Source organism: Candidatus Pelagibacter sp. RS40 (assembly GCF_002101295.1).
In the GTDB taxonomy this organism is placed as follows: Bacteria; Pseudomonadota; Alphaproteobacteria; order Pelagibacterales; family Pelagibacteraceae; genus Pelagibacter.
In genome coordinates this window covers 803699-822899 of record NZ_CP020778.1, presented here as the reverse complement: position 1 = coordinate 822899, position 19201 = coordinate 803699, and the positions used below count along the sequence as shown (strand labels likewise).

Below are 19201 nucleotides of genomic sequence, written 5' to 3'. Positions count from 1 at the left end.
TTATATCTTGTAGAATAAGTTTATTTTTTTTGCAACGTACTTTGCTTGAATTAAACTCATGAATTGATTCATTGGTAATAATAATGATTTTCTCATTATTTTTTCAGTAAATTTTAAATTTTTTGTGTTGCATCCAAGATTTTTATATTCATGAACAGCTTTTCCACCCCAAGGCAGAATTGTACCTATTTTATTATTAGATAAAAATTTTCTCAAATTATCACGATTTTCGCATTGCACTTCAAAATTTTGATAATTATCGAATCTGTTATTTTCAACTAAATTGTTTGGTGGACATTTTATATATGGATTTTGAGAGAACTCTTCAAAATAAACTTTTGCAATATTTCTTCTATGTTGAATATTTTTTTTAATTTTTGTTAATAAAAAATTTAATATTCCAGCTTGAATATTATCTAGCCTTGAATTAAATCCCCAGTATTTTACAACCTCAATGCTTTTTCTTCCATGATCTCTTAATAACATTATTTTTTTAAAGATTTTTTTGTTGTTTGTGACTACTGCGCCACCATCACCAAAACATCCTAAAACTTTTGCTGGGTAAAAACTTATACATCCACCAACCCCAAATGATCCTGCTGACTTATTTTGATATTTAGAACCGATAGCTTGTGCAGAATCTTCGTATATTTTTAAATTATTTTTTTTTGCAATTTCACAAATTTCCTCCATATCAGCAATCCTTCCATTCAATTGCGTTACAAAAATTCCTTTCGTTCTAGAATTAATTTTTGATTCAATTTCTTTATAGTCCATTAAAAATTCATTATTGCAATTAATAGCCACTGGTTTTGCTCCTGTGAATTTTATTGCCGAGGCTGTTGCTGTCATTGTGTGAGAACAAAAAATAATTTCATCGTTAGATCCAATATTGTCAGCTTTAAGTAACAATTGCATTGCATCTGTGGCATTACCAACTCCAATAGAATAACTAATGTCATGGTAATTCGACAATTTTTTTTCAAATTTTTCTAGGTCATCTTGCATAATAAACGAACCTCTTTTAGCTATTTGAGAAAAAATTTGGTCAAATTTTAATTTGTGTGAGATATATAATTTTGGATAATCAAAAAATGGTACATTCATATTTATTTTTTTAATTTATATAATGCCGACATTGGATTTGAAAACTTTACGGATTTATAAGGAGAAATACCTTTAAATACAAGTTTAAATGATAGCTGGTCTAAAATTTTATCAAAATTAGAGTGTGTATATCCTTTTATATTTTTTCTAAAAAAAATTTCGTTATTATTATTTTTTAAAAAAAAGTCATCAAGATACATATATTTGGTTATTTTTGAAAAATAGTTAATATTATTATTAAATTCCTCTTTTTTTAATATGTATAAAACTCTATCTAAAATAATTATGTCAAACATTTTTGATTTTGATTTTTTTAAAAATAAGTCTATTTTCTTTTTATTAACATTGCTTGAAAGATAATAGTTTATATCATAATTTTGAAATTTTTTTTCAGCAGTTCTGATAGCTCTTTTATTAATATCAATTCCACATAGGTTTTTTGCGTTATTTTGAATAAAGTACAATAATTTGTCACCAGTTGCACAACCAAAATCTAGAATTGTTTTTTTTTCTAAATTATAAAATATTTTATTAAAATGTTCTTTTGGAACTTTTCCATAGTTGCTTTGAAAAGAATTTTTTTGCAATAAATGTCTGTATTTCCAGAAATATTTATTAGATGCAAAGAATCGTTTAATTAATAAAAACACAATTAATTCATCATTTTTTTGACTAGATTAACAACATTTTTTAATTTTGGATAATAAAAATCTTCTAATATTTTTGACGATGGTGCTGGAGTATTTGGTAGAGAAATCAATTTTGGATTACATTTTTGTTTTTTGATATTGATATTTTTTACAATTGACCCAATAAGATTGTTTCCAAAACCACACTGTTCGTGACTTCCATCTATTACTAAAAATCTACTAGTTTTGTTTACCGACTTTACTATTACTTTAGTATCTAAAGGTGTGATTGATCTTAAATCAATTATCTCAATTTTTAAATTATGTTTTTTTTTCAGTATTTTACTTGCTTTAAAAGCAAGATAAGTTGAGTAACTGCTAGAAATTATTGTTAGATCTTCACCTTGTTGAATAACTTTTGGCTTGACCTCATTTAAATCTAATTTGTAATTAGGCTTAAATAAACTTTTTGTTTCGTAGAGCCATCTATCATCTATATAAATAACTGGATCCTTGCATCTAGCTGAAGCTATAAGCAAATCATGGGCATCATTCGGGCTATAAGGCATTACAACTCGTAAACCAGGAAAATGACCAAATACAGAGTGCAAAGATTGGGAGTGTTGTGCACCTTGGCTTCCTCCTCTATTAATAATACCCCTAATAGTAACAGATGAATTGACTGATCCTCCGGTTACATAATTCCATTTTGCTCCTTGATTTACTATAGAGTCCATTGCGTAAAGCATAAAATCCATTCTAGGATGAATTACTAAGCAGTTAGTGCCTAACATAGAAGATCCAATGCCAACACCGCTAATTAAATTTTCACTTACAGGAGTCTCAAGGACTCTACTTGGAAATAATTTATCTAAATTTTTTAAAGTTCCTCCTACGTACCAAGGACTATTTACTCCTTGTCCCAAAATATGAAAATATTTATCTGTTTTTAAAAGGTAATATAATGCCTCTCTTATTGCTTGGGAGTATGTGATATATTTAATCATTAAAAATATTTTTATTTAAATCGGATTTTGTTTGATTTTTAAATTTAATTGCATTTATCCAAGAATTTTGAACTTGTTTATCAACTTTAATTTTAATTAAATCTAATTTTTTCTGTGAAATTAATTTTTTTTTAATGATAAAATTTTCAATTAAATTAATTGGATCTTTTTTTTTCCAATAATTAAGTTTACTTTTTGAACGTTCAATACCAACGTCAATATCATCTCTCCAATCAACATGTCCATAAAATCTATAAGTTTTGGCCTCTATTAAAAATGGCTTTTTTGAAGACCTTATTTTTGATATTATTTTTTTCGTTATTGAATATACATCAAATATACTATTACCATTTAAGCTAACATAATTTATACCATGAGCTTTTGCAAATCTTGTTAAATTGCTGCTTACCTGTCTCAAAGATATATGCATGTTACTAGAATACTCATTATTTTCAATTACATACAAAATTGGTAGATTGGATTTTCCAGAAAATAATAAAGACTCATGAAATACACCTTCCTCTGTAGCTCCATCACCTAAATAAGCAACAGCAATATTGTCAGTTTTTTTTTGTTTTAATGCAAATGCCGCTCCTGTTGCAAGCGATAAGGATCCAGTAACTATAGGAACTGAGCCAAAAAAACCTTTGGATTTATCAACTAAGTGCATTGAAGCACCATATCCGTCAGACAATCCATTTTTTTTACATAAAATCTCTGCAAAAAATTTAGTAAGATTGGACTCTAATGATAATAGATGATGGTGAGACCTGTGGTTTCCAAAAAAAACATCTCCACTTTTCCTATTTAAACTTATACCAACTGGTATAGCTTCTTGACCAGCAGATAAATGAACAGGTGAATTAATAAAACCTTTCTTTTTTTTTTTCCCCAACAAATCTTCAGCATATCTAATTTTAAGAATTAACTCATAAGATTTCATCAATTTTTTAAAATTTATTTGTTTAGTCATTTTTAATTATTATTCTATTGAATTGATAACTCTCAAATGTTTTTTTGTATATTTATATTTATTAAATAATATTTCAGCATTTTTCCTGCTATTAAGAGACATATTTTTTTTGTCTTTTTGGCTTAGTTTATAAAAAGATAAAATTTTTTTCGCAATATCAGTTGGACTATTTGGATCAAATAGGTATCCATTAGAGTTTTTCACTAAAATTTTATTATCAGATACATTGCTTATTAGTATTGGCAAACCACAAGCTATTGCCTCACAACCTACGTTTGGAAAACCCTCATATAAAGAGGGTAATATAAGAGCAGAAGAATTATGATATTTATTTAAAATATTTTTAGTTGCTGGATGTATGTAAAATATTTTTTTTAGTCCAAATTTCTTAATTAATAATTTTATATTTTTTAAATATGGATTTTTTTTGTATTGAAAAAAATTGTCACCATACCAATTACACTCTAATTTTATGTTAGGCACTTGATTTTTCAAAATATGAATTGCTTTTAATAAATTAATAATATTTTTTTGATGCGAATATTTGCCTACACCGATTAAATTTAAATTTTCCTTTTCTTTTTTTTTAATGTAATTATTTGGCCTGAAAAAATTTAGATCAGTATAATTATGAATTAAAGAAATCTTTTTTAACCATGGAGCATTTTTTTTTATTTCATTAAGATTTGTTTTTGAATTAACTATTAAGTGATCAGCAAATAAATGAAAAAATCTACGAACAAACTTGTCAAAAAAATTTAATTTTATGTGGTTATTTCTTTCGGAAACAATTAATTTCCAATTTCTACCAAAAAAACCTGATATTTCAGCTATTAATGAAGGATTTCTCAAATAAGAAATAACAATATCGTGTTTCGAAAATTTTAAAAATTTAATTATTTTTAATATTCTCAAAAACTTACTATTACTTTTTAAACTTACATAATTTATTTTATTTTTCTTTAATTCTTTCAAAAAAAAATTATTACCTCTGTATGTCACCAAAGTGACACTATCGCTATTTTTTTGTAGCAAATTCGCTAAGTAACATATCTGTCTCTGTGCACCACCTGCATTAAGATTATCTATTAAGAAAGTTATATTCATTGATTATCTAAAAAGACTCCTAAACAATAGAGTTTATAAATTGTTCTGAGATAGGAATTTGAAAAATTTTTATTTTCTAAATATTTTTTTAATTTTTTAATTGAAAAGAATTTATATTTTTCAATGCACATGATTTGATCAATAACCTGCTCTGATAAAGATTTATTTTTTATAAGTAATTTTTCCAAAGGTACGCCAAATCCTCTCTTGGCACTAGTGCAAACTTCACTTGGCAGCCAATCTTTTGCAATATCTCTAAGAATACTTTTTGATATATTTTTATTTACTTTATATTTTGCAGGAAGAGATAACCCTAGTTCAATAAGTCTATAATCTAAAAAAGGAGATCTCAGTTCAATTGAGTTTTTCATACTCATCATATCTGTTTTTATCAAAACATTGCTTGGTAAATAACAATTTAAATCTGCAGTTTGTGCAATATTTAGATAATCGTTTTCATCTTTACAATCAGCAAACATATTAATTATTTCTGCATTAAATTTATTATCTGACAAAAAATTTTTATCTAGTAAATATTCTAGATCATCATCAAAAGGATAAATGTGAGTCCACATTATTCTTGAAATTTTATTTAGATTTAATCTATTTGAAATACGTCTGATTCTTTTGTTAGGTATTATAGAGAGCAAAATTGAGATCTTTTTTAGAAGCTTGTCTGGAATATTATTTACCCAATTATACTTCATTAATTTTATATATTCTCTATATCCCCCGAATGCTTCATCTCCACCATCTCCAGTCAAAACCACAGTAGACTCTTTGCTAGCTTTCTTGCAAATTAAATCTGTAACGATTGACGACGGATCAGCAAAAGGGTAATCAAAGTGTTTAATATTAGACTTTATATCTTCTAAAGTTATTACATTTGCTTCATGAATTCTTAAATCTAATCCTAAAAAGTTTGCAGTGGTTCTAGCTAATTCTGTTTCATCGTTATCTGATCCTGCAAATCTTATAGTGTGAGCTTTTATATTCTTAAAATTTAATCTTTTCACAGACGCTGCAACTAATCCCGAGTCAATACCACCACTAAGAAAAATTCCTATTGGAACATCTGAATTAAGTCTTATTTTAGTTGCATCGAGTAAAGTTTCTTTAATTATTTCTTTTAATTCTATCTTGCAAGGTTTTAATCTTTTGTTATAGATTGCTGTAGACCAATATTTGTTAAAATTTAATGATTTTGAAACAATATCCCATTCTCCAAACTCACCTGGATGTACTGCTTTTATTTCTTTATATATTGACAACCAAGTAGGAATAAATCCTAATTTTAAATATGCATATATAGCTTCGTCTGAATTAAAAATTTGTTTCTGAATTAAATATTTAATTGACTTAATTTCTGATGAAAAAATTAATTTTTGTTTATCCTCAAAATAATAAAGTGGCTTTACACCTAGTCTATCTCTGACAATATAAATTTTTTTTTTAAACCTATCTATTAATGCAAACGAAAACATGCCATTGCAGTTTTTTAATAATAAATTGATATCTCGGCCTAAAAAAATATAATAGTTTAACAAAACTTCAGTATCGCTGCTTCCAAAAAATTTGACTCCTCTATCAGTCATTTCTTTTTTGATTAATTTGTAGTTATAAATTTCTCCATTAAAAACAATTGATATACCTTCATTAATATTTGACATTGGTTGGCTGCCATTTTTACTCAAATCTAAAATTTTTAATCTTTTAAAACCAAGCTTAACAATGTTATCTGTAATTATTCTGCTTTCATCTGGACCTCTATGAGTCAACTTATTAAATGCAATATTAAATGAATAATCTGAAAAATTATTATTTCCTGTAATTCCTAAAAATCCGCACATATTAATATTTTCTAAATTTATTTTATTCTTAAAAAATTAGCAAAAATGGCAAGAATCAACGAAATGCCACCATGTATTGTTAAAAAATATATCCCAAAAACTAATTGATTAGTAATTGCAAAAAATGAAACTAAAAATAAAAAGGTATTGTGTTGGAGTGATAAGTGAGCTCTATAAAAATTAACAGAATATAAAAAAAAATTTATTTTACTTTTTTGATTTTGATTTTCAAGAAAGTAGGTGCCACCTGTTCTAGACTTCGAAAAAATAGTGTCATTAAGAACCATGACAAATTGATTTGAAAAAACTACTCCCATTAAGCAAATTCCCCAAATTAGAATATTTTCATTAGATGTGTGAAAGTAAACACTAATAGACAAAATAAAAATTATTAAAAAATCAATTAATTTATCAAAAAATATATCCAGCCACATGCCAAAATTTGACTGGAGATTTTTTTGTCTTGCAATATTGCCATCAACTAAGTCTAAAATTGAGTAAATTTGAATAAATACTGATGAGATTATTAATATTAAATGATTACTTGAAATTAATAAGATAGAACCAATCACTCCAAATATTCCAGATATAATTGTTATTTGATTTGGCGTAAAATTTAAAAATGTTGGTGTTATTTTTTTGGCAATGATTGAATATATATGTTCAAAATAGTTTTTTCTTGATGGTATTTTATGATTTAAGCTCATTGAAATATTTCATTGTTTATAATTCTAAAATAACCACATAAATAATTATAATTTAATTACTTTTTTATTATTATGGCTTCTTAATTTATTTCTGGTATCAAAAATGACTTTTGAATATTTTAAAATTTTCTTATAATCAACTTTGGAATGGTCAGTTACCAAAATTGTTGCATCAAATTTTGAAATTTTGCTTTTATCTAAACTTGTTTTTTTTACTTTTTGTAAGTTGAATTCTCTTGTTACCGGTATTCTAGAAAAAAATGGGTCATAAAATTCAACAGATGCTTTAAATTTTAAAAGCTGATTGATTATTTCCAACGCGGGGCTTTCTCTTAAGTCATTAATATCTCTTTTATATGAAATTCCTAAAATCAAAAATTTCATATTTTTTAAATCTTTTTTTAAGTACTTCTGTTTTTGTTTGAAATATTCAAAGACTTTTTTAATTATCCAGCTTGGCATTGACCTATTTATTTTTCCTGAAATTTTAATAAATTCTGTTTTTATGCCTAATTTTTTTGCTTTCCAGCTTAAATAAAATGGATCGATTGGTATGCAATGACCTCCTAGTCCAGGACCTGGATAAAATGGCATAAATCCAAATGGTTTAGTTTTTGCAGATTCAATTACATTAGTTATGTCAATGTTCATCGCGCTACAAATTTTTTTCATTTCATTCACAAATCCAATATTAACTGCTCTAAAGACATTCTCATAAATCTTCGTCATTTCAGCTATTTCTAAAGTTTTAACTTTAATTACTTTTTGAAATATTTTTTTGTACAAATTGTCAGCCTTTATAATACAATTTTTGGAGTAACCGCTCACAATTTTTGGTATAGTACTTATATCAATTTTCAATCCTGGATCGTTTCTTTCTGGTGAAAAGCTTACATAAAAATCTTTACCTATTGAAAATTTTTTTTTCAATGGTTTTACGAAGACTTCAAATGTAGTACCTGGGTAAGAAGTTGACTCTAAACAGATCATTTGTTTTTTTATAAGAAATTTTTTTATTATCTTAAAAGTGTTTTTTAAATAAGATAGATCAGGATCATAATTTTTTTTTAAGGGTGTAGGCAAACATATAATTACATTATTTACATATCTGATATAAGAAAAATCTGAAGTTGGGATAAATGAACCATTATTTATATATTTTTTTATCTCGTTACTTTTTACATTTGTCAAATAACTCTCACCATTATTTAATTTACTAATTTTTTTTTTATCTATGTCAAAACCAATCACACTTATTTTTTTTTTACAAAATTGTAAAGCTCGAGGTAATCCAACATAACCTAAACCAATAACACCCACTTTATATTTTTCAATTGATCTATTTTTTTTCATTTTATTTTGTTTTAAGAATTATAAAAATTTTTTGATAACAACTTCAATTATCATTATTATTAATTAATTAAAATAAATTATTTTTTTAGTAAAAAAGAAAGTAAATTATAAAAATGAGATTTAAAATTTATAATTGGCTTGTTTTATATATTTTTTCTATTAAATCAACTGCATCACCATAAACGATATCGTAGGTATATTTAGTGCAATATAGTTTGTAAGCATTTTTACTATATAATTTCATCGTTTCTTTATCATCAATAAATTTAATTATCTTTTGTTTTAAGGATGTGCAAGATTGTTCGTTATAACTAAAACCTATTTTTTCTTTGTCTAATAGAGATTTAACCTCACCAGTTAAAGATGATAATATAGGAAGTCCAAAAGATAAATAATCAATAATTTTATTGGGAATATTATCTCTAAAATTTTTAATGTTTCTATATGGAGCTATTGCTAATGAACATCTATTAGCAATAGCACTTATTTTTTCCTCTTCAATCCATCCTGAAAAAAAAATATTTTTTATATTATTTGTTTTTCTTATAAGGGAATTTTTCAATTCTCCATCACCACAAAATATAAATTTTACATTACTATTTTGAAATTCCTTTGCACATTTTATAACTGTTTCAAATTCAAATGCTTGGGACATTGTGCCAAGAAATATTATATTAAAATCTTTTTCCTTATTAATAAAGTTTAATTCACACCATTCATTCGCAAATTTGATTTTATCAGCATCTAAATTTTTTCGACCAGGAACCAAAGGCAAAATTTTATCATTTTCAATTTTTATTTTTTTTGCAAATTTTTGACCCCATTTTAAGTACGATTTTGACATTGAGGTCAACGAGTTAGCACTTTTCATAGTACTAATCGCAAAATAATAATAAGGATATAAAATAAACTTAATAAGTAGTCTGATTTTTTTTGGAAAAGCCTCAATTATTAAATCTGGCCATTGATCTTTAATATCTAATATATAGGGGATTTTTTTTTTTTTAAGCCATTCACTCATAACATAAGATACTTCTATAGGAGGGTAACCAATGAAAACTATGTCTGGTAAGTCTAATTTTGAATATAATGTTTTTTTTAAATTATATCCTAAAATAATGTGATCATATAATCTTTTAAAACTTATGTTATTTTTATAACCAGGACTATCAATCAAATAAAAAGAAAGTTTAGAATTAAACTTAATTAATTTTTCTTTATGTTTTCTTTGTCTTTTTTTTTGATGATTAAATTTACTTGAAAAAAAAATTACTTCATGTCCTCTTTCAACTAATTTACTTGCGAGATTCATTCCCCTCATAGGTCTTGGGTTTACGTCGTCGATAATTAATGGTTCCCCAGTTTGTAAAATCCATACTTTTAACTTTTTATTTCGATTCTTAGGAATTTTTGACATTTGTATGGTTTAAAGATTTAATTTTACTCTTTATACACAAGATAATCCCTATCAATAAATAGAAAAAGAAAGATGAGCGTGGCTGTTCAAAAAATACACCACCTATGGATCCGAATGGTATAGAGATTATCCACGTCAGAAATGATAAATTAAAAACTTTGAGCTTAAGTCGACTTTTTAGATTTCTACAAACAATTAGAGAAATACGTAAGATACTCAAAAATAAAAGTGTGAATAAAATAATACCGATTAAACCGTATCTAAAATATATGTATGTAATTGACGACTCTAAATGTTCTGAATAATAAATTATTCCATCACTAGTTTTACCAAGTTCAAGGCCTTTGGTGGGACCATTTCCTAATAAAATCATCATTGGATTGTCTAATGATCTCTCAACTATAATATTAAGTTGCTCAAATCTATTTCTGCCAGATTCGCCAATTTCTCCATAATTTAGGAAATCTATGAATTGAAGATAAACCATGTCGTGTTCTTCAAAAAATTTTTCTGAAAAAGGTGAGTTAAGAAAAAAAAACAGAATACTAATTAATATTATTGATTTAAGAAAGAAGAAAAACTTAATTCTCATTTTGAAATTTGAAAATAGAACGAGAAGCGGTACAAAAAATAAAAATGTGATTAAAAAGGCAAAAGCATTTGATCTTGATCCAGTTTCAATTAATAGATATATCGATATTAAAAATGGAAATATAAAAATTATTTTTGATAATGCATATTTGTAAAAAAAAAATATACAAAAGAAAGTCATTACAAAAGCATAATCATAAGGATTGCCAAAAGGTATTGTGAGTCTTTCTGACTCGTATATATTTTCCCCAGTGTATAACAACGTTAAACTTCTATATCTGTCTAATTGAAAATAAGCAAAAATTATTAAAATTAAAAATATTAAATAAAAAATATGATCAAAATTAAATTTTGTTGTGTTGATATTGAAATAATTATAAATATATAAAATTATTAAAATGTATAATATGGGCTTATGCAATTCATAAAAATCTCTTAGGATTAAAAAATTGTCATGATAAAAAGATCCAACAAAGATTGTTAGAACTATAATTACAAAATACAAAAAAATTAATAATAAAATCAGTAATAAATCATTATTTTTGTTTAATTGAGAGACTAAATACTTATTATTTTTTATAATTATTGGTGAAAGAAACAAAATTAGTGTACCGTTAATTAAAATATTTCCGATAGATCCAAGATTATTTACAAAAATCGGGAATGAAAAAGTATAAAGTACTATAAAATAAAAAAAAAAGTTACCTGTTTTGCTCATATATTTAAAAAAATCTGTATAAAAATACTTAACATATAAGAAGTAATTATTTCAAATTTTGTCTTGCAATAAATATTTTTAATTATCTATTTTTTTTTGAAAAAACCAATCTGTAGACCATATAACATCATTAAATTATTGTTAAAGATGTTGCCACTTGCTGATATGGGCCAAATAGTTATAAATAGCCCGGCCAATAAACAAATTTGATAATCGGATAAAAATCTTTTTTTAAATTTAAATAAATAAAACAAATGTTTTAACATAATGTATATACAATAAATAAATAATCCGAGTAAAAAAGAAAAGCCTAAAATCCCAGTTTCTGCAAGTAATTGCATGTAAAAGTTATGAGGATGGTTTTCACATGACATTTTTGGGTCTGCTTTATATTTAGCGTCTTTACATTGAAATCTAAACATTTTTGGACCGTGACCAAAAATAGGCTTATCCAAAAACATATTCCATGATGTTCTTATCAAAAAATCATGTGAAGGTGAAAATATATACTTTTTAGCTACTTCATTTTGAAGACCCATTTCCTGAATTGGATTAGTTATATATCTTTCATAAATTTGTTTATTTGTTGATGCAATAAAAGTTATAAAGCAAAAAGATATTATAAGAGCACATAATCTTAAAAACTTATATTTTGAGACAAACAATATTATAAATAATGTTGAGAGATTAAAAAGTACAAAAGCTGTTCTTTCAGCACTGAGAAAAACTAATATATCAACAAAAACAAGCAACAAAAATACATAGCATAGCTCAAAATTATTTTTTTTTTTTATCATGAATAGTGCGAAAAATAATGGGAAAAGTCTTGTAAGAAATGAACCTAATATAAGCTCATCTTTGAAAAATGAAGATACTCTAATTCCATCCACAGGATATCCAATTAAATTTACACCAGTGTGGTACTGAGTAAAACCATCAATTACTAAGATAGTATAAGTAATTAAAAATATGTAGTAAAAATAGGTTAATATTTTTTTATCTGTTTCTATTAAGTAAGATATAAGAAGTGCAAAAATAGCAATCCTTATAAAAAAAAAGGATGATTTTAAACTTATAAAAACATTATCTGAAAACAAAGAGGAAATGACGCATATGAACCAAAAAGTTAGAAATGCAAAAAAAAATGGATTGTTATAAACCTTATATTGGTTATTTGAACAAGTGTGATACAAAAATAATAAAGATAAAAAAGAGATTATTAAGTCTGGTATAAATGGACCTAATACTAAAAAAGGCACTATTAGTGCACATAAAAAACTAAAAATATTTATTTTAAATAATTTTAAACTGAACATTAAACTTTAAAAATTTAAATAAATTTTTACCAAACACATTGACAGTAATTTTTTTTAAATACTAAAAAACTGACGAACGTACTAAAACAATCATTATAGATAAAACTATACCAAATAACATTGCTGAAATAGTTATTAAAATTTCAAAAGATTTCTCTTTTTGAGAAAATAAAGCTCCATCGACAATTGGATCCCAAAAAAATTTTTGATTTTTGATTTGTTTTAGTTGATCAAGCAAAGCTATTTCTAAAATATCTAAGCCTATATATTCCTCTGACAAATCTATGTTTTTTAAATCTTCACTAAAATTTTCAAGTTCAACCTCTAAAATTTTTTGACCCCTATAATAAAGAGGTTCATTTAAATTAACCACATTTGCTCCTGATCCTATGGAGCTTAAATTTTCGTCAGTCACACTATTATTTTCAAGACCTATATATATGTTGCTCTTTTTACTATCCAAGCTATCCTCTAAACCAATAGCTTTAGCAGCTCTTATTGCTTGTTTGTGTTTAAATATTTTGCTCTTTATGAATCCCTCCTGTTTAAGCGTGAAAATATTTTTTTTGATTTTTATTACATTAATTTGTTCTTCCAAGTCATTAGAAATAATTGCTTTTAAATTTTTACCTTTTATTTCAGACTGATAAATCAAATATTGATTTGCTACAGTTGGAGCTATATTTTTAAAATTTTCTGGAAAATAAAAATTTATTTTTACTAAAGAATAAATATCATTTGATGTTGTTTTTTTTTTTGGAGTGATATTTTTAAATTTTATATTTATTTTAGAATTAACCCATTTATTAATATCAGTAATATTGTTATCTTTTGAAAATTTTAAGCATTGTTGATTATTTTTGAAGAAATCAATAAAGTTATTTTTTGAAGTCACTTCATCTTTAAAATTAACATAGAAATTTTTAATTTTAGTATCTTTCAAATTCTTACTTGATACATTTAAAAAATTTAAATTATCAAAATTTGTTTTTGTTTTTTTTTCCCAATTTGAAATTAATAATTCCGATGGTGAATCAAAAATCGACACAGTTGTAGTCCATACATTTTTTTTAATTTTATTTGTAAATCCATATGTCGATAAAGTAATTATTCCAGTTAGGATTAATATGAATATTTTATTTTTATTCAAATCTAAGAAAAATTTTTTAGCTGTATACATAATTTTTATATAATCGTAATTTTTAGTATAATTGAATATCTATATAGTAAATTCTTGCTGTCAATGATATAATTTTTAATATCCGTTCAGATAAAAAATTTATTTTGAAACTTGATCATAAAAACTCTTAATATTTTTTTTTAAATTAAATTTATTTTTTATGTATACTTTCGCTGCTAATGGAATTGACTTTGCTACTTTATTTTCTAAGCAATATTTAACAATTCTGATAGTTTTGTTTAAATCAAGAGGGTTAACTAAAAAACCATTTTGATTATGTTTAACCAATTCTTGTATAGCGAATGTTTTAGAGCTTAAAACAAAACATTTGCAGTACATTGCCTCCTTAATGCTGTTAGGTAACACGTCAACTTTCGAAAAATGAAGATAAAATTGAGTTGAAAGCAAAATTCTATATAATTTTTTTTTTGGTAACCAGCCCATAAACTTTACTGAGTCTTGTATGTTAAGATTTTTTACAATTTTTTTGAGATCCTCTTCCTTGCTGCCCCTGCCAATTATAAACAGCTTTGCTTTGTTAAATTTTTTTTTTATGAAGTTGAAGCTATAAATTACTTGCTCAACATTCTTATGAGGTTCTAAAACACCAACAGTACAAAAAGAATATTTTTTTTTATTTAAGTCTGAACTTCTAAAATTAAATTTAAATTGATCTAAGTTAATTCCTCTATAATTACAAACAATTTTTTTATTACATTTTATAAAATTTTTAATTTGTCTTACTCTTTTTTTTGTATGTGTAAAAATGATTTCAGATTTTTTTGATGCTATTTTTGAAATTTCTAATTTTTTTCTAAAATCATAGGCCCCAAGAAAAATGCTAATTTTTGATTTAATATTATTATTCAAATTTAGAATTACTAAACTTGGATAATGACCCCAAAATAGATGTATGTTATCAGGGGGATTATCATTAATTTTATTGCTGATTATAATAGATCTCGGCATCAAAATAATTTGTTTAATTTTTTCAATTAAGTTATCTTCTGTTGTAATAATTGTTTTTAATGTAAAATAAAATTTCTTTGAAAATATTATTTTTGCAAAAAAATCAAAAAGATTTAATTTTGAATCTATAACTTTTATTTTTGAATTATATTTTGGTAATTCATTTTTTTTACTATTCCTCAAGAAATATAATTCAACTGAATTGTAATATTTTGAAATTTCGGTGTTATCGTTTACTTCAAATGGACAAAAAACTGTGTTTTTTACTCCTATGATGACACATTTTTTTTTTATTTTCATTAAATCAATTATATATTTTAAAATTTAAAATTAAATTTTGTGTTATTATAATTTAGTTCTAAATTAAAAGTTTTTTTTTTGTGCTTTCCTGTACTCTTTCAATGTATTAATCTCATACCAATCTCGATCAGCAATTAAACTATGTTTAAACTCTATAAAGTCCGTTAATTTTCCAATAAATGTATAACAGCTCATTTTCAATAAATTTTCTCTATTAGTGAGCTGATTAATTTTTCTTAAAATTTTTATTGATTTTAAATCTATTTTAAATGGACCAACAACATCATAATTATATTTTCTTTTTAAAATATCAATTTTAGTTATTATATTTTTATTAATTACCGCTTTAACTGCTCTTGATTTTTCGTTTAAAATAGGTCTTCTAAGATATACAAAATTTTTTTTTTTATTATTTAATATTTCCGAAATTATTTTTTGTTTCAATATAAGATCTGAATTCAGTATCAATGAATCATGGTTTAAATATTTCAATGCAATTGATAGCGATTGAGCGCACCCAGTCATCTTAAATTTTTTGTTAATATGAAATTTAATTTTAAACGGAAGCTTGAGATTCAAAATATATGATTTTAAAATTGAGGATTTGTATCCCAATATAAAATGAATTTTGTTTATTTTATTTTTTTCTAAAAAAAAATTGTTTATTTGCTTTTCTAAGATAGTATTTCCTCTAATATTAACCATATTTTTTGGTATTTTTTTAGTTAAATGCTTGAGTCTCGATCCAATACCAGCACATGGTATTACTAGGTCAAATTTTTTCAAGATACTCCGCCATCCACAAATATGGTTTGACCTGTAAAATTTTTAAAACTTGAGCAAATAGAGAAAGCTATATTTGCAATATCATCTGGTGTAGTAAGTTTTTTGGAAGGTGTTTTTAGTATATAATTTTGGAAATAGCTTTCTGTAAATTTAGATGTAAAATTTGTTCTCATCAAGCCTGGTGCTATACAATTTATCTGCACTCTATCACCTAAAGCTCTTGACAGAGATTTTGCTAAATTATTTATTCCAGCTTTTGAACACGAATAAGCTAGATTACTTCCAATACCATTTTTAGATGCTATGGAAGATATTAAGATAATATTAGATTTATTATTTAGTTTTGGTATTAAATTATAAATCAATCTATATTGAGCAATTAAATTAATATTTACATATTTGTTAAAAAGCTTAGGTGTGAGTTTTTTATAATCGTTTATTGGAATGAAAATGGTATCTGACGCATTAAGAATTATTCCATCTAAATTACTTTTTATTTTGTTTGTAACTTTATCTATTGAACTATTTGAATACAAATTAAGATTATAAAATTTAACATTCGAAAAATTTTTTTTTAAACTTTTAATTTTCAATTTATTAGTGTTATATGTAGAATATACATTCCAGTTCTGAGCACTAAATTTTTGTAAAACTGAGTATCCAATTCCAGAACTTCCACCTGTTAAGAAAAGGTTTTTCATTTTAAAACTTTATTAATTGAAAGAAGCGTTTTATAAAAAATACTTTCATTATTTTTCTTGTCAAACTTTTTTAAACTTTGTAAATCTGATCTATATTCTAAATTTAATTCTTTATTAAAATCGCCAGATCTTATATTTTTAAGAACGTTATCCATTAACTTAAATTCTTTATATTTTTGTTTTTCAAATTTTTTAATACTTTTCATTACACCAAATCTACAGGTTGGAGAGGCTTCATTTTGCCAAATCTGATGCAATCCAACCTTGGCTGCTCTATAAATTTGATCAGCCACTTCACCTGATCCATACAGATCCATTATCATCACTTTTTTATTAAACCCTTTTTTTTTTAAAAAGTTAAAACTTTGTTCAAATGTAAAAATTATCTTTGGAATTACATATTGTTCAAGGAATAAGTCTAGTTCTGTCTCTTCAACATAATTAGTTCTCATATCTTTATCTAAAGCAAATTTTAAATCTTTAGATAATTTTTTTATTATTTTTATATTCTCTGGCTTTCTAAGATATATATCTGAATAAAACGCTGGGATTTTTTTTTTTTGCAGATAAAGATCTCTTTGAGGTGGTCCAGGTAATCTTGGTGCAAGTAAAAACCAATTAAAGTTTTTTGAAATTTTAAGCTCTTTAAAATATAGAGAATATCCATGTGCAACTATAATGCTAGATCCAGTTTTCAAGTGCTTTTCTAATACATCTTTATAAACTGTCTTATGAAGATGATCTGGAAGTAACAGAAAGATTATGTCAGCTTTTTGCGCTACGTATTTAAAAGTGTAAATTTTAAAATTATCTTTTTTCGCTCTTTTTTGATATTTATCCTCTATATTAGCTATCAATACGTTATTTCCGGAATCTCTTAAATTTAAAGCATGTGCCCTTCCTTGACTTCCATAACCAAAAATTCCTATAATTTTTTTCATAATTAAGATCTATCTAATATTCTCCATTTATGTTTTTTTGCTCTTCGCATTAGTTCTTTCTGGATAGCTCTAATATTTTCAAAATATTTACTATCAACTTTTCTAAGTTTATGTGTTGTATTATTTTTTAACATATTAATGTGTCTTTTTTCATCTTTAACCACTAATAGTATTTTCTCATCAATGTCATTAAATTCCATTAAACCTGGGATTATATTAACACCTTCAATTATAATAGAAGTTCCCTCTTTATTGGCTCTATTAATTGCATTTCTAAACATTTTTTTTAAAGGAACTGATTGCAGATATAAGTTTTGAATCGGATTTTTCAAATTTGTTTCAAATGAGTGAGAATACAAATGTTTATTAATTTTTTTAGAAATAAATGATTTTGCCATTTCTCTAATAAAACCTGATCCAAGTTTATGAATTATGTTATGTTTTTTCATTAATTCAAAACTTAATGAGGACTTGGTTACACTTGATGCGCCACCAATTAAAAAAATTTTATTTTTATATTTTTTCATCAGATTTAATTTTTTTTATTAAATCAACTACTCTAGAACAGTAGCCAAACTCATTATCATACCATAATAACAATCTTAAATTATCATTCTTTACTTCAGTCCATCTTTCATCGATTATAGTTGAAAAATAATTTCCTATAAAATCTTTTGAAATACATTGGTCGGTATTGAGAGTTAAAATTTGAAAATTTTGTTTCTTAATAAAGTTATTTATCTCTAATTTAAATTTTTTAACATTAAATTTATTTATAAATGATAAATGTATATATGCTGAAGAGACTATTTGGGTTGGAACACGGATAGACATTGAGGAAATTTTCTTTTGCATTCCTGGAATTACAACATTTAAAGCGTTAACGCAGGATGTTTTTTTTGAAATTAGAGCTTCAGTAGAAGCTCTTCCAAGACTAAAATTATCAATAATTTCTCCTGGATATGCGAAAGATCTTGAAGGTCCATCTACAAGATTTTGATAGCCTAACCAAGGGTGAAGGGTAAGGATTGATCCATTTTTTATTTTAAACTTTTGATTTAATAGATTTAGAACTGGACCAATTGCAACAGCATCACATATGGATGTTGATATTATCTGGTGCTTTTTATTATTATAGTTCTTCTCATTTACTCCAAAAATGATTTGAATGTCAGCCCTCTCATATGTGTGGGTTATTAACGCCTTAAATTTCGAATTTTTTTTGTATTTTAAGATTTTTTCGTGATTTTTTTTTACTCCAGAAGAATCTATTATAAAATTAATACTCTTATTGAAATTTTTTTCATAAAGATTTTTATATTTTGAAAAAACTATATTTTTATTTCCAAATCTTATTCTTCCTCTATCTATTACTTCAAATTTATTTTTTAAAGGACCATAAACGGAATCATAATTGATTAAATAGCACAGGCTAGCTGCGGTAAGAAATGGATCATTTATTTGAGTTAGCTCTATTTCTTTATCATTTATAATTTTTCTAATAAGACACCTCCCAATTCTTCCGGCTCCATTAAGTATAATTTTCATA

The 19201-nt window shown here is 24.8% G+C and carries 19 protein-coding genes; 1 reads left to right on the top strand and 18 read right to left on the bottom strand.

Annotated features, from left to right (window positions below; all coding sequences use genetic code 11):
• From B8063_RS04355 to B8063_RS07175, 10 genes are all read right to left on the bottom strand, one after another.
• On the bottom strand, positions 1-1107 hold the full coding sequence (locus B8063_RS04355; protein WP_085069849.1) for a DegT/DnrJ/EryC1/StrS family aminotransferase: 1107 nt from the start codon (positions 1105-1107) through the stop codon (positions 1-3).
• Between the two features lie 2 nt (positions 1108-1109).
• Complete coding sequence (locus tag B8063_RS04350; protein ID WP_198150950.1) at positions 1110-1694, bottom strand: class I SAM-dependent methyltransferase; 585 nt, start codon at positions 1692-1694, stop codon at positions 1110-1112.
• Between the two features lie 65 nt (positions 1695-1759).
• Positions 1760-2743 (bottom strand): alpha-ketoacid dehydrogenase subunit beta, encoded by a 984-nt coding sequence (locus B8063_RS04345; protein ID WP_085069844.1) that lies wholly within the window; start codon positions 2741-2743, stop codon positions 1760-1762.
• Positions 2736-3716, bottom strand: coding sequence for a thiamine pyrophosphate-dependent dehydrogenase E1 component subunit alpha (locus B8063_RS04340; RefSeq protein ID WP_085069842.1), 981 nt, complete (start codon positions 3714-3716; stop codon positions 2736-2738). Before B8063_RS04340 ends, B8063_RS04345 begins: the two co-directional genes overlap by 8 nt.
• A gap of 9 nt (positions 3717-3725) precedes the next feature.
• Positions 3726-4823, bottom strand: a complete 1098-nt coding sequence (locus B8063_RS04335) for a glycosyltransferase (RefSeq protein ID WP_085069840.1) — start codon at positions 4821-4823, stop codon at positions 3726-3728.
• The gene (gene asnB / locus B8063_RS04330) at positions 4820-6673 is read right to left on the bottom strand and encodes an asparagine synthase (glutamine-hydrolyzing) (protein ID WP_085069838.1); all 1854 of its coding nucleotides are present in this window, start codon (positions 6671-6673) and stop codon (positions 4820-4822) included. The genes B8063_RS04335 and asnB overlap by 4 nt, the downstream gene beginning before the upstream one ends.
• A gap of 17 nt (positions 6674-6690) precedes the next feature.
• Positions 6691-7380: a CDP-alcohol phosphatidyltransferase family protein gene (locus B8063_RS04325; protein ID WP_085069836.1), complete on the bottom strand. Its 690-nt coding sequence runs from the start codon at positions 7378-7380 to the stop codon at positions 6691-6693.
• A 45-nt stretch (positions 7381-7425) separates the two neighbouring features.
• Complete coding sequence (locus B8063_RS04320) at positions 7426-8733, bottom strand: nucleotide sugar dehydrogenase (protein WP_085069834.1); 1308 nt, start codon at positions 8731-8733, stop codon at positions 7426-7428.
• 127 nt (positions 8734-8860) lie between these two features.
• On the bottom strand, positions 8861-10150 hold the full coding sequence (locus B8063_RS04315; RefSeq protein ID WP_085069832.1) for a glycosyltransferase family 4 protein: 1290 nt from the start codon (positions 10148-10150) through the stop codon (positions 8861-8863).
• A complete protein-coding gene (locus B8063_RS07175; protein WP_157101716.1) occupies positions 10134-10637 on the bottom strand; it encodes a hypothetical protein in 504 nt (167 codons plus the stop codon). The genes B8063_RS04315 and B8063_RS07175 overlap by 17 nt, the downstream gene beginning before the upstream one ends.
• Between B8063_RS07175 and B8063_RS07170 the strand changes: the two genes are divergently transcribed.
• Positions 10636-10896 (top strand): hypothetical protein, encoded by a 261-nt coding sequence (locus B8063_RS07170; RefSeq protein WP_157101715.1) that lies wholly within the window; start codon positions 10636-10638, stop codon positions 10894-10896. The two genes, B8063_RS07175 and B8063_RS07170, sit on opposite strands and share 2 nt — an antisense overlap.
• Before the next feature lie 649 nt (positions 10897-11545).
• Here B8063_RS07170 and B8063_RS04305 read toward each other — a convergent pair.
• From B8063_RS04305 to B8063_RS04270, 8 genes are all read right to left on the bottom strand, one after another.
• A complete protein-coding gene (locus B8063_RS04305; RefSeq protein WP_085069828.1) occupies positions 11546-12775 on the bottom strand; it encodes an O-antigen ligase family protein in 1230 nt (409 codons plus the stop codon).
• Positions 12776-12836: 61 nt separating this feature from the next.
• Positions 12837-13955, bottom strand: a complete 1119-nt coding sequence (locus tag B8063_RS04300; protein WP_085069826.1) for a hypothetical protein — start codon at positions 13953-13955, stop codon at positions 12837-12839.
• A 99-nt stretch (positions 13956-14054) separates the two neighbouring features.
• Positions 14055-15224 (bottom strand): glycosyltransferase, encoded by a 1170-nt coding sequence (locus tag B8063_RS04295; protein WP_085069824.1) that lies wholly within the window; start codon positions 15222-15224, stop codon positions 14055-14057.
• A gap of 63 nt (positions 15225-15287) precedes the next feature.
• A complete protein-coding gene (locus B8063_RS04290) occupies positions 15288-16010 on the bottom strand; it encodes a sugar phosphate nucleotidyltransferase (RefSeq protein WP_198150949.1) in 723 nt (240 codons plus the stop codon).
• A complete protein-coding gene (locus B8063_RS04285) occupies positions 16007-16711 on the bottom strand; it encodes an SDR family oxidoreductase (RefSeq protein WP_085069819.1) in 705 nt (234 codons plus the stop codon). The genes B8063_RS04290 and B8063_RS04285 overlap by 4 nt, the downstream gene beginning before the upstream one ends.
• On the bottom strand, positions 16708-17652 hold the full coding sequence (locus B8063_RS04280) for an NAD(P)-binding domain-containing protein (RefSeq protein ID WP_085069817.1): 945 nt from the start codon (positions 17650-17652) through the stop codon (positions 16708-16710). Before B8063_RS04280 ends, B8063_RS04285 begins: the two co-directional genes overlap by 4 nt.
• A gap of 2 nt (positions 17653-17654) precedes the next feature.
• The gene (locus B8063_RS04275) at positions 17655-18179 is read right to left on the bottom strand and encodes a hypothetical protein (RefSeq protein WP_085069815.1); all 525 of its coding nucleotides are present in this window, start codon (positions 18177-18179) and stop codon (positions 17655-17657) included.
• Positions 18166-19200, bottom strand: a complete 1035-nt coding sequence (locus B8063_RS04270; RefSeq protein ID WP_085069813.1) for a glyceraldehyde 3-phosphate dehydrogenase NAD-binding domain-containing protein — start codon at positions 19198-19200, stop codon at positions 18166-18168. The genes B8063_RS04275 and B8063_RS04270 overlap by 14 nt, the downstream gene beginning before the upstream one ends.
• Position 19201 lies beyond the last annotated feature (1 nt).

Bases quoted from the DNA above. Each gene is read 5' to 3' on its own strand.
- B8063_RS04345 (WP_085069844.1), bottom strand. From the start codon at position 2,743: ATGATTAAATATATCACATACTCCCAAGCAATAAGAGAGGCATTATAT.
- B8063_RS04355 (WP_085069849.1), bottom strand. From the start codon at position 1,107: ATGAATGTACCATTTTTTGATTATCCAAAATTATATATCTCACACAAA.
- asnB (WP_085069838.1), bottom strand. From the start codon at position 6,673: ATGTGCGGATTTTTAGGAATTACAGGAAATAATAATTTTTCAGATTAT.
- B8063_RS04285 (WP_085069819.1), bottom strand. From the start codon at position 16,711: ATGAAAAACCTTTTCTTAACAGGTGGAAGTTCTGGAATTGGATACTCA.
- B8063_RS07170 (WP_157101715.1), top strand. From the start codon at position 10,636: ATGTCGTGTTCTTCAAAAAATTTTTCTGAAAAAGGTGAGTTAAGAAAA.
- B8063_RS04315 (WP_085069832.1), bottom strand. From the start codon at position 10,150: ATGTCAAAAATTCCTAAGAATCGAAATAAAAAGTTAAAAGTATGGATT.
- B8063_RS04320 (WP_085069834.1), bottom strand. From the start codon at position 8,733: ATGAAAAAAAATAGATCAATTGAAAAATATAAAGTGGGTGTTATTGGT.
- B8063_RS04295 (WP_085069824.1), bottom strand. From the start codon at position 15,224: ATGAAAATAAAAAAAAAATGTGTCATCATAGGAGTAAAAAACACAGTT.
- B8063_RS04305 (WP_085069828.1), bottom strand. From the start codon at position 12,775: ATGTTCAGTTTAAAATTATTTAAAATAAATATTTTTAGTTTTTTATGT.
- B8063_RS04300 (WP_085069826.1), bottom strand. From the start codon at position 13,955: ATGTATACAGCTAAAAAATTTTTCTTAGATTTGAATAAAAATAAAATA.
- B8063_RS04325 (WP_085069836.1), bottom strand. From the start codon at position 7,380: ATGAGCTTAAATCATAAAATACCATCAAGAAAAAACTATTTTGAACAT.
- B8063_RS07175 (WP_157101716.1), bottom strand. From the start codon at position 10,637: ATGGTTTATCTTCAATTCATAGATTTCCTAAATTATGGAGAAATTGGC.
- B8063_RS04335 (WP_085069840.1), bottom strand. From the start codon at position 4,823: ATGAATATAACTTTCTTAATAGATAATCTTAATGCAGGTGGTGCACAG.
- B8063_RS04340 (WP_085069842.1), bottom strand. From the start codon at position 3,716: ATGACTAAACAAATAAATTTTAAAAAATTGATGAAATCTTATGAGTTA.
- B8063_RS04280 (WP_085069817.1), bottom strand. From the start codon at position 17,652: ATGAAAAAAATTATAGGAATTTTTGGTTATGGAAGTCAAGGAAGGGCA.
- B8063_RS04275 (WP_085069815.1), bottom strand. From the start codon at position 18,179: ATGAAAAAATATAAAAATAAAATTTTTTTAATTGGTGGCGCATCAAGT.
- B8063_RS04270 (WP_085069813.1), bottom strand. From the start codon at position 19,200: ATGAAAATTATACTTAATGGAGCCGGAAGAATTGGGAGGTGTCTTATT.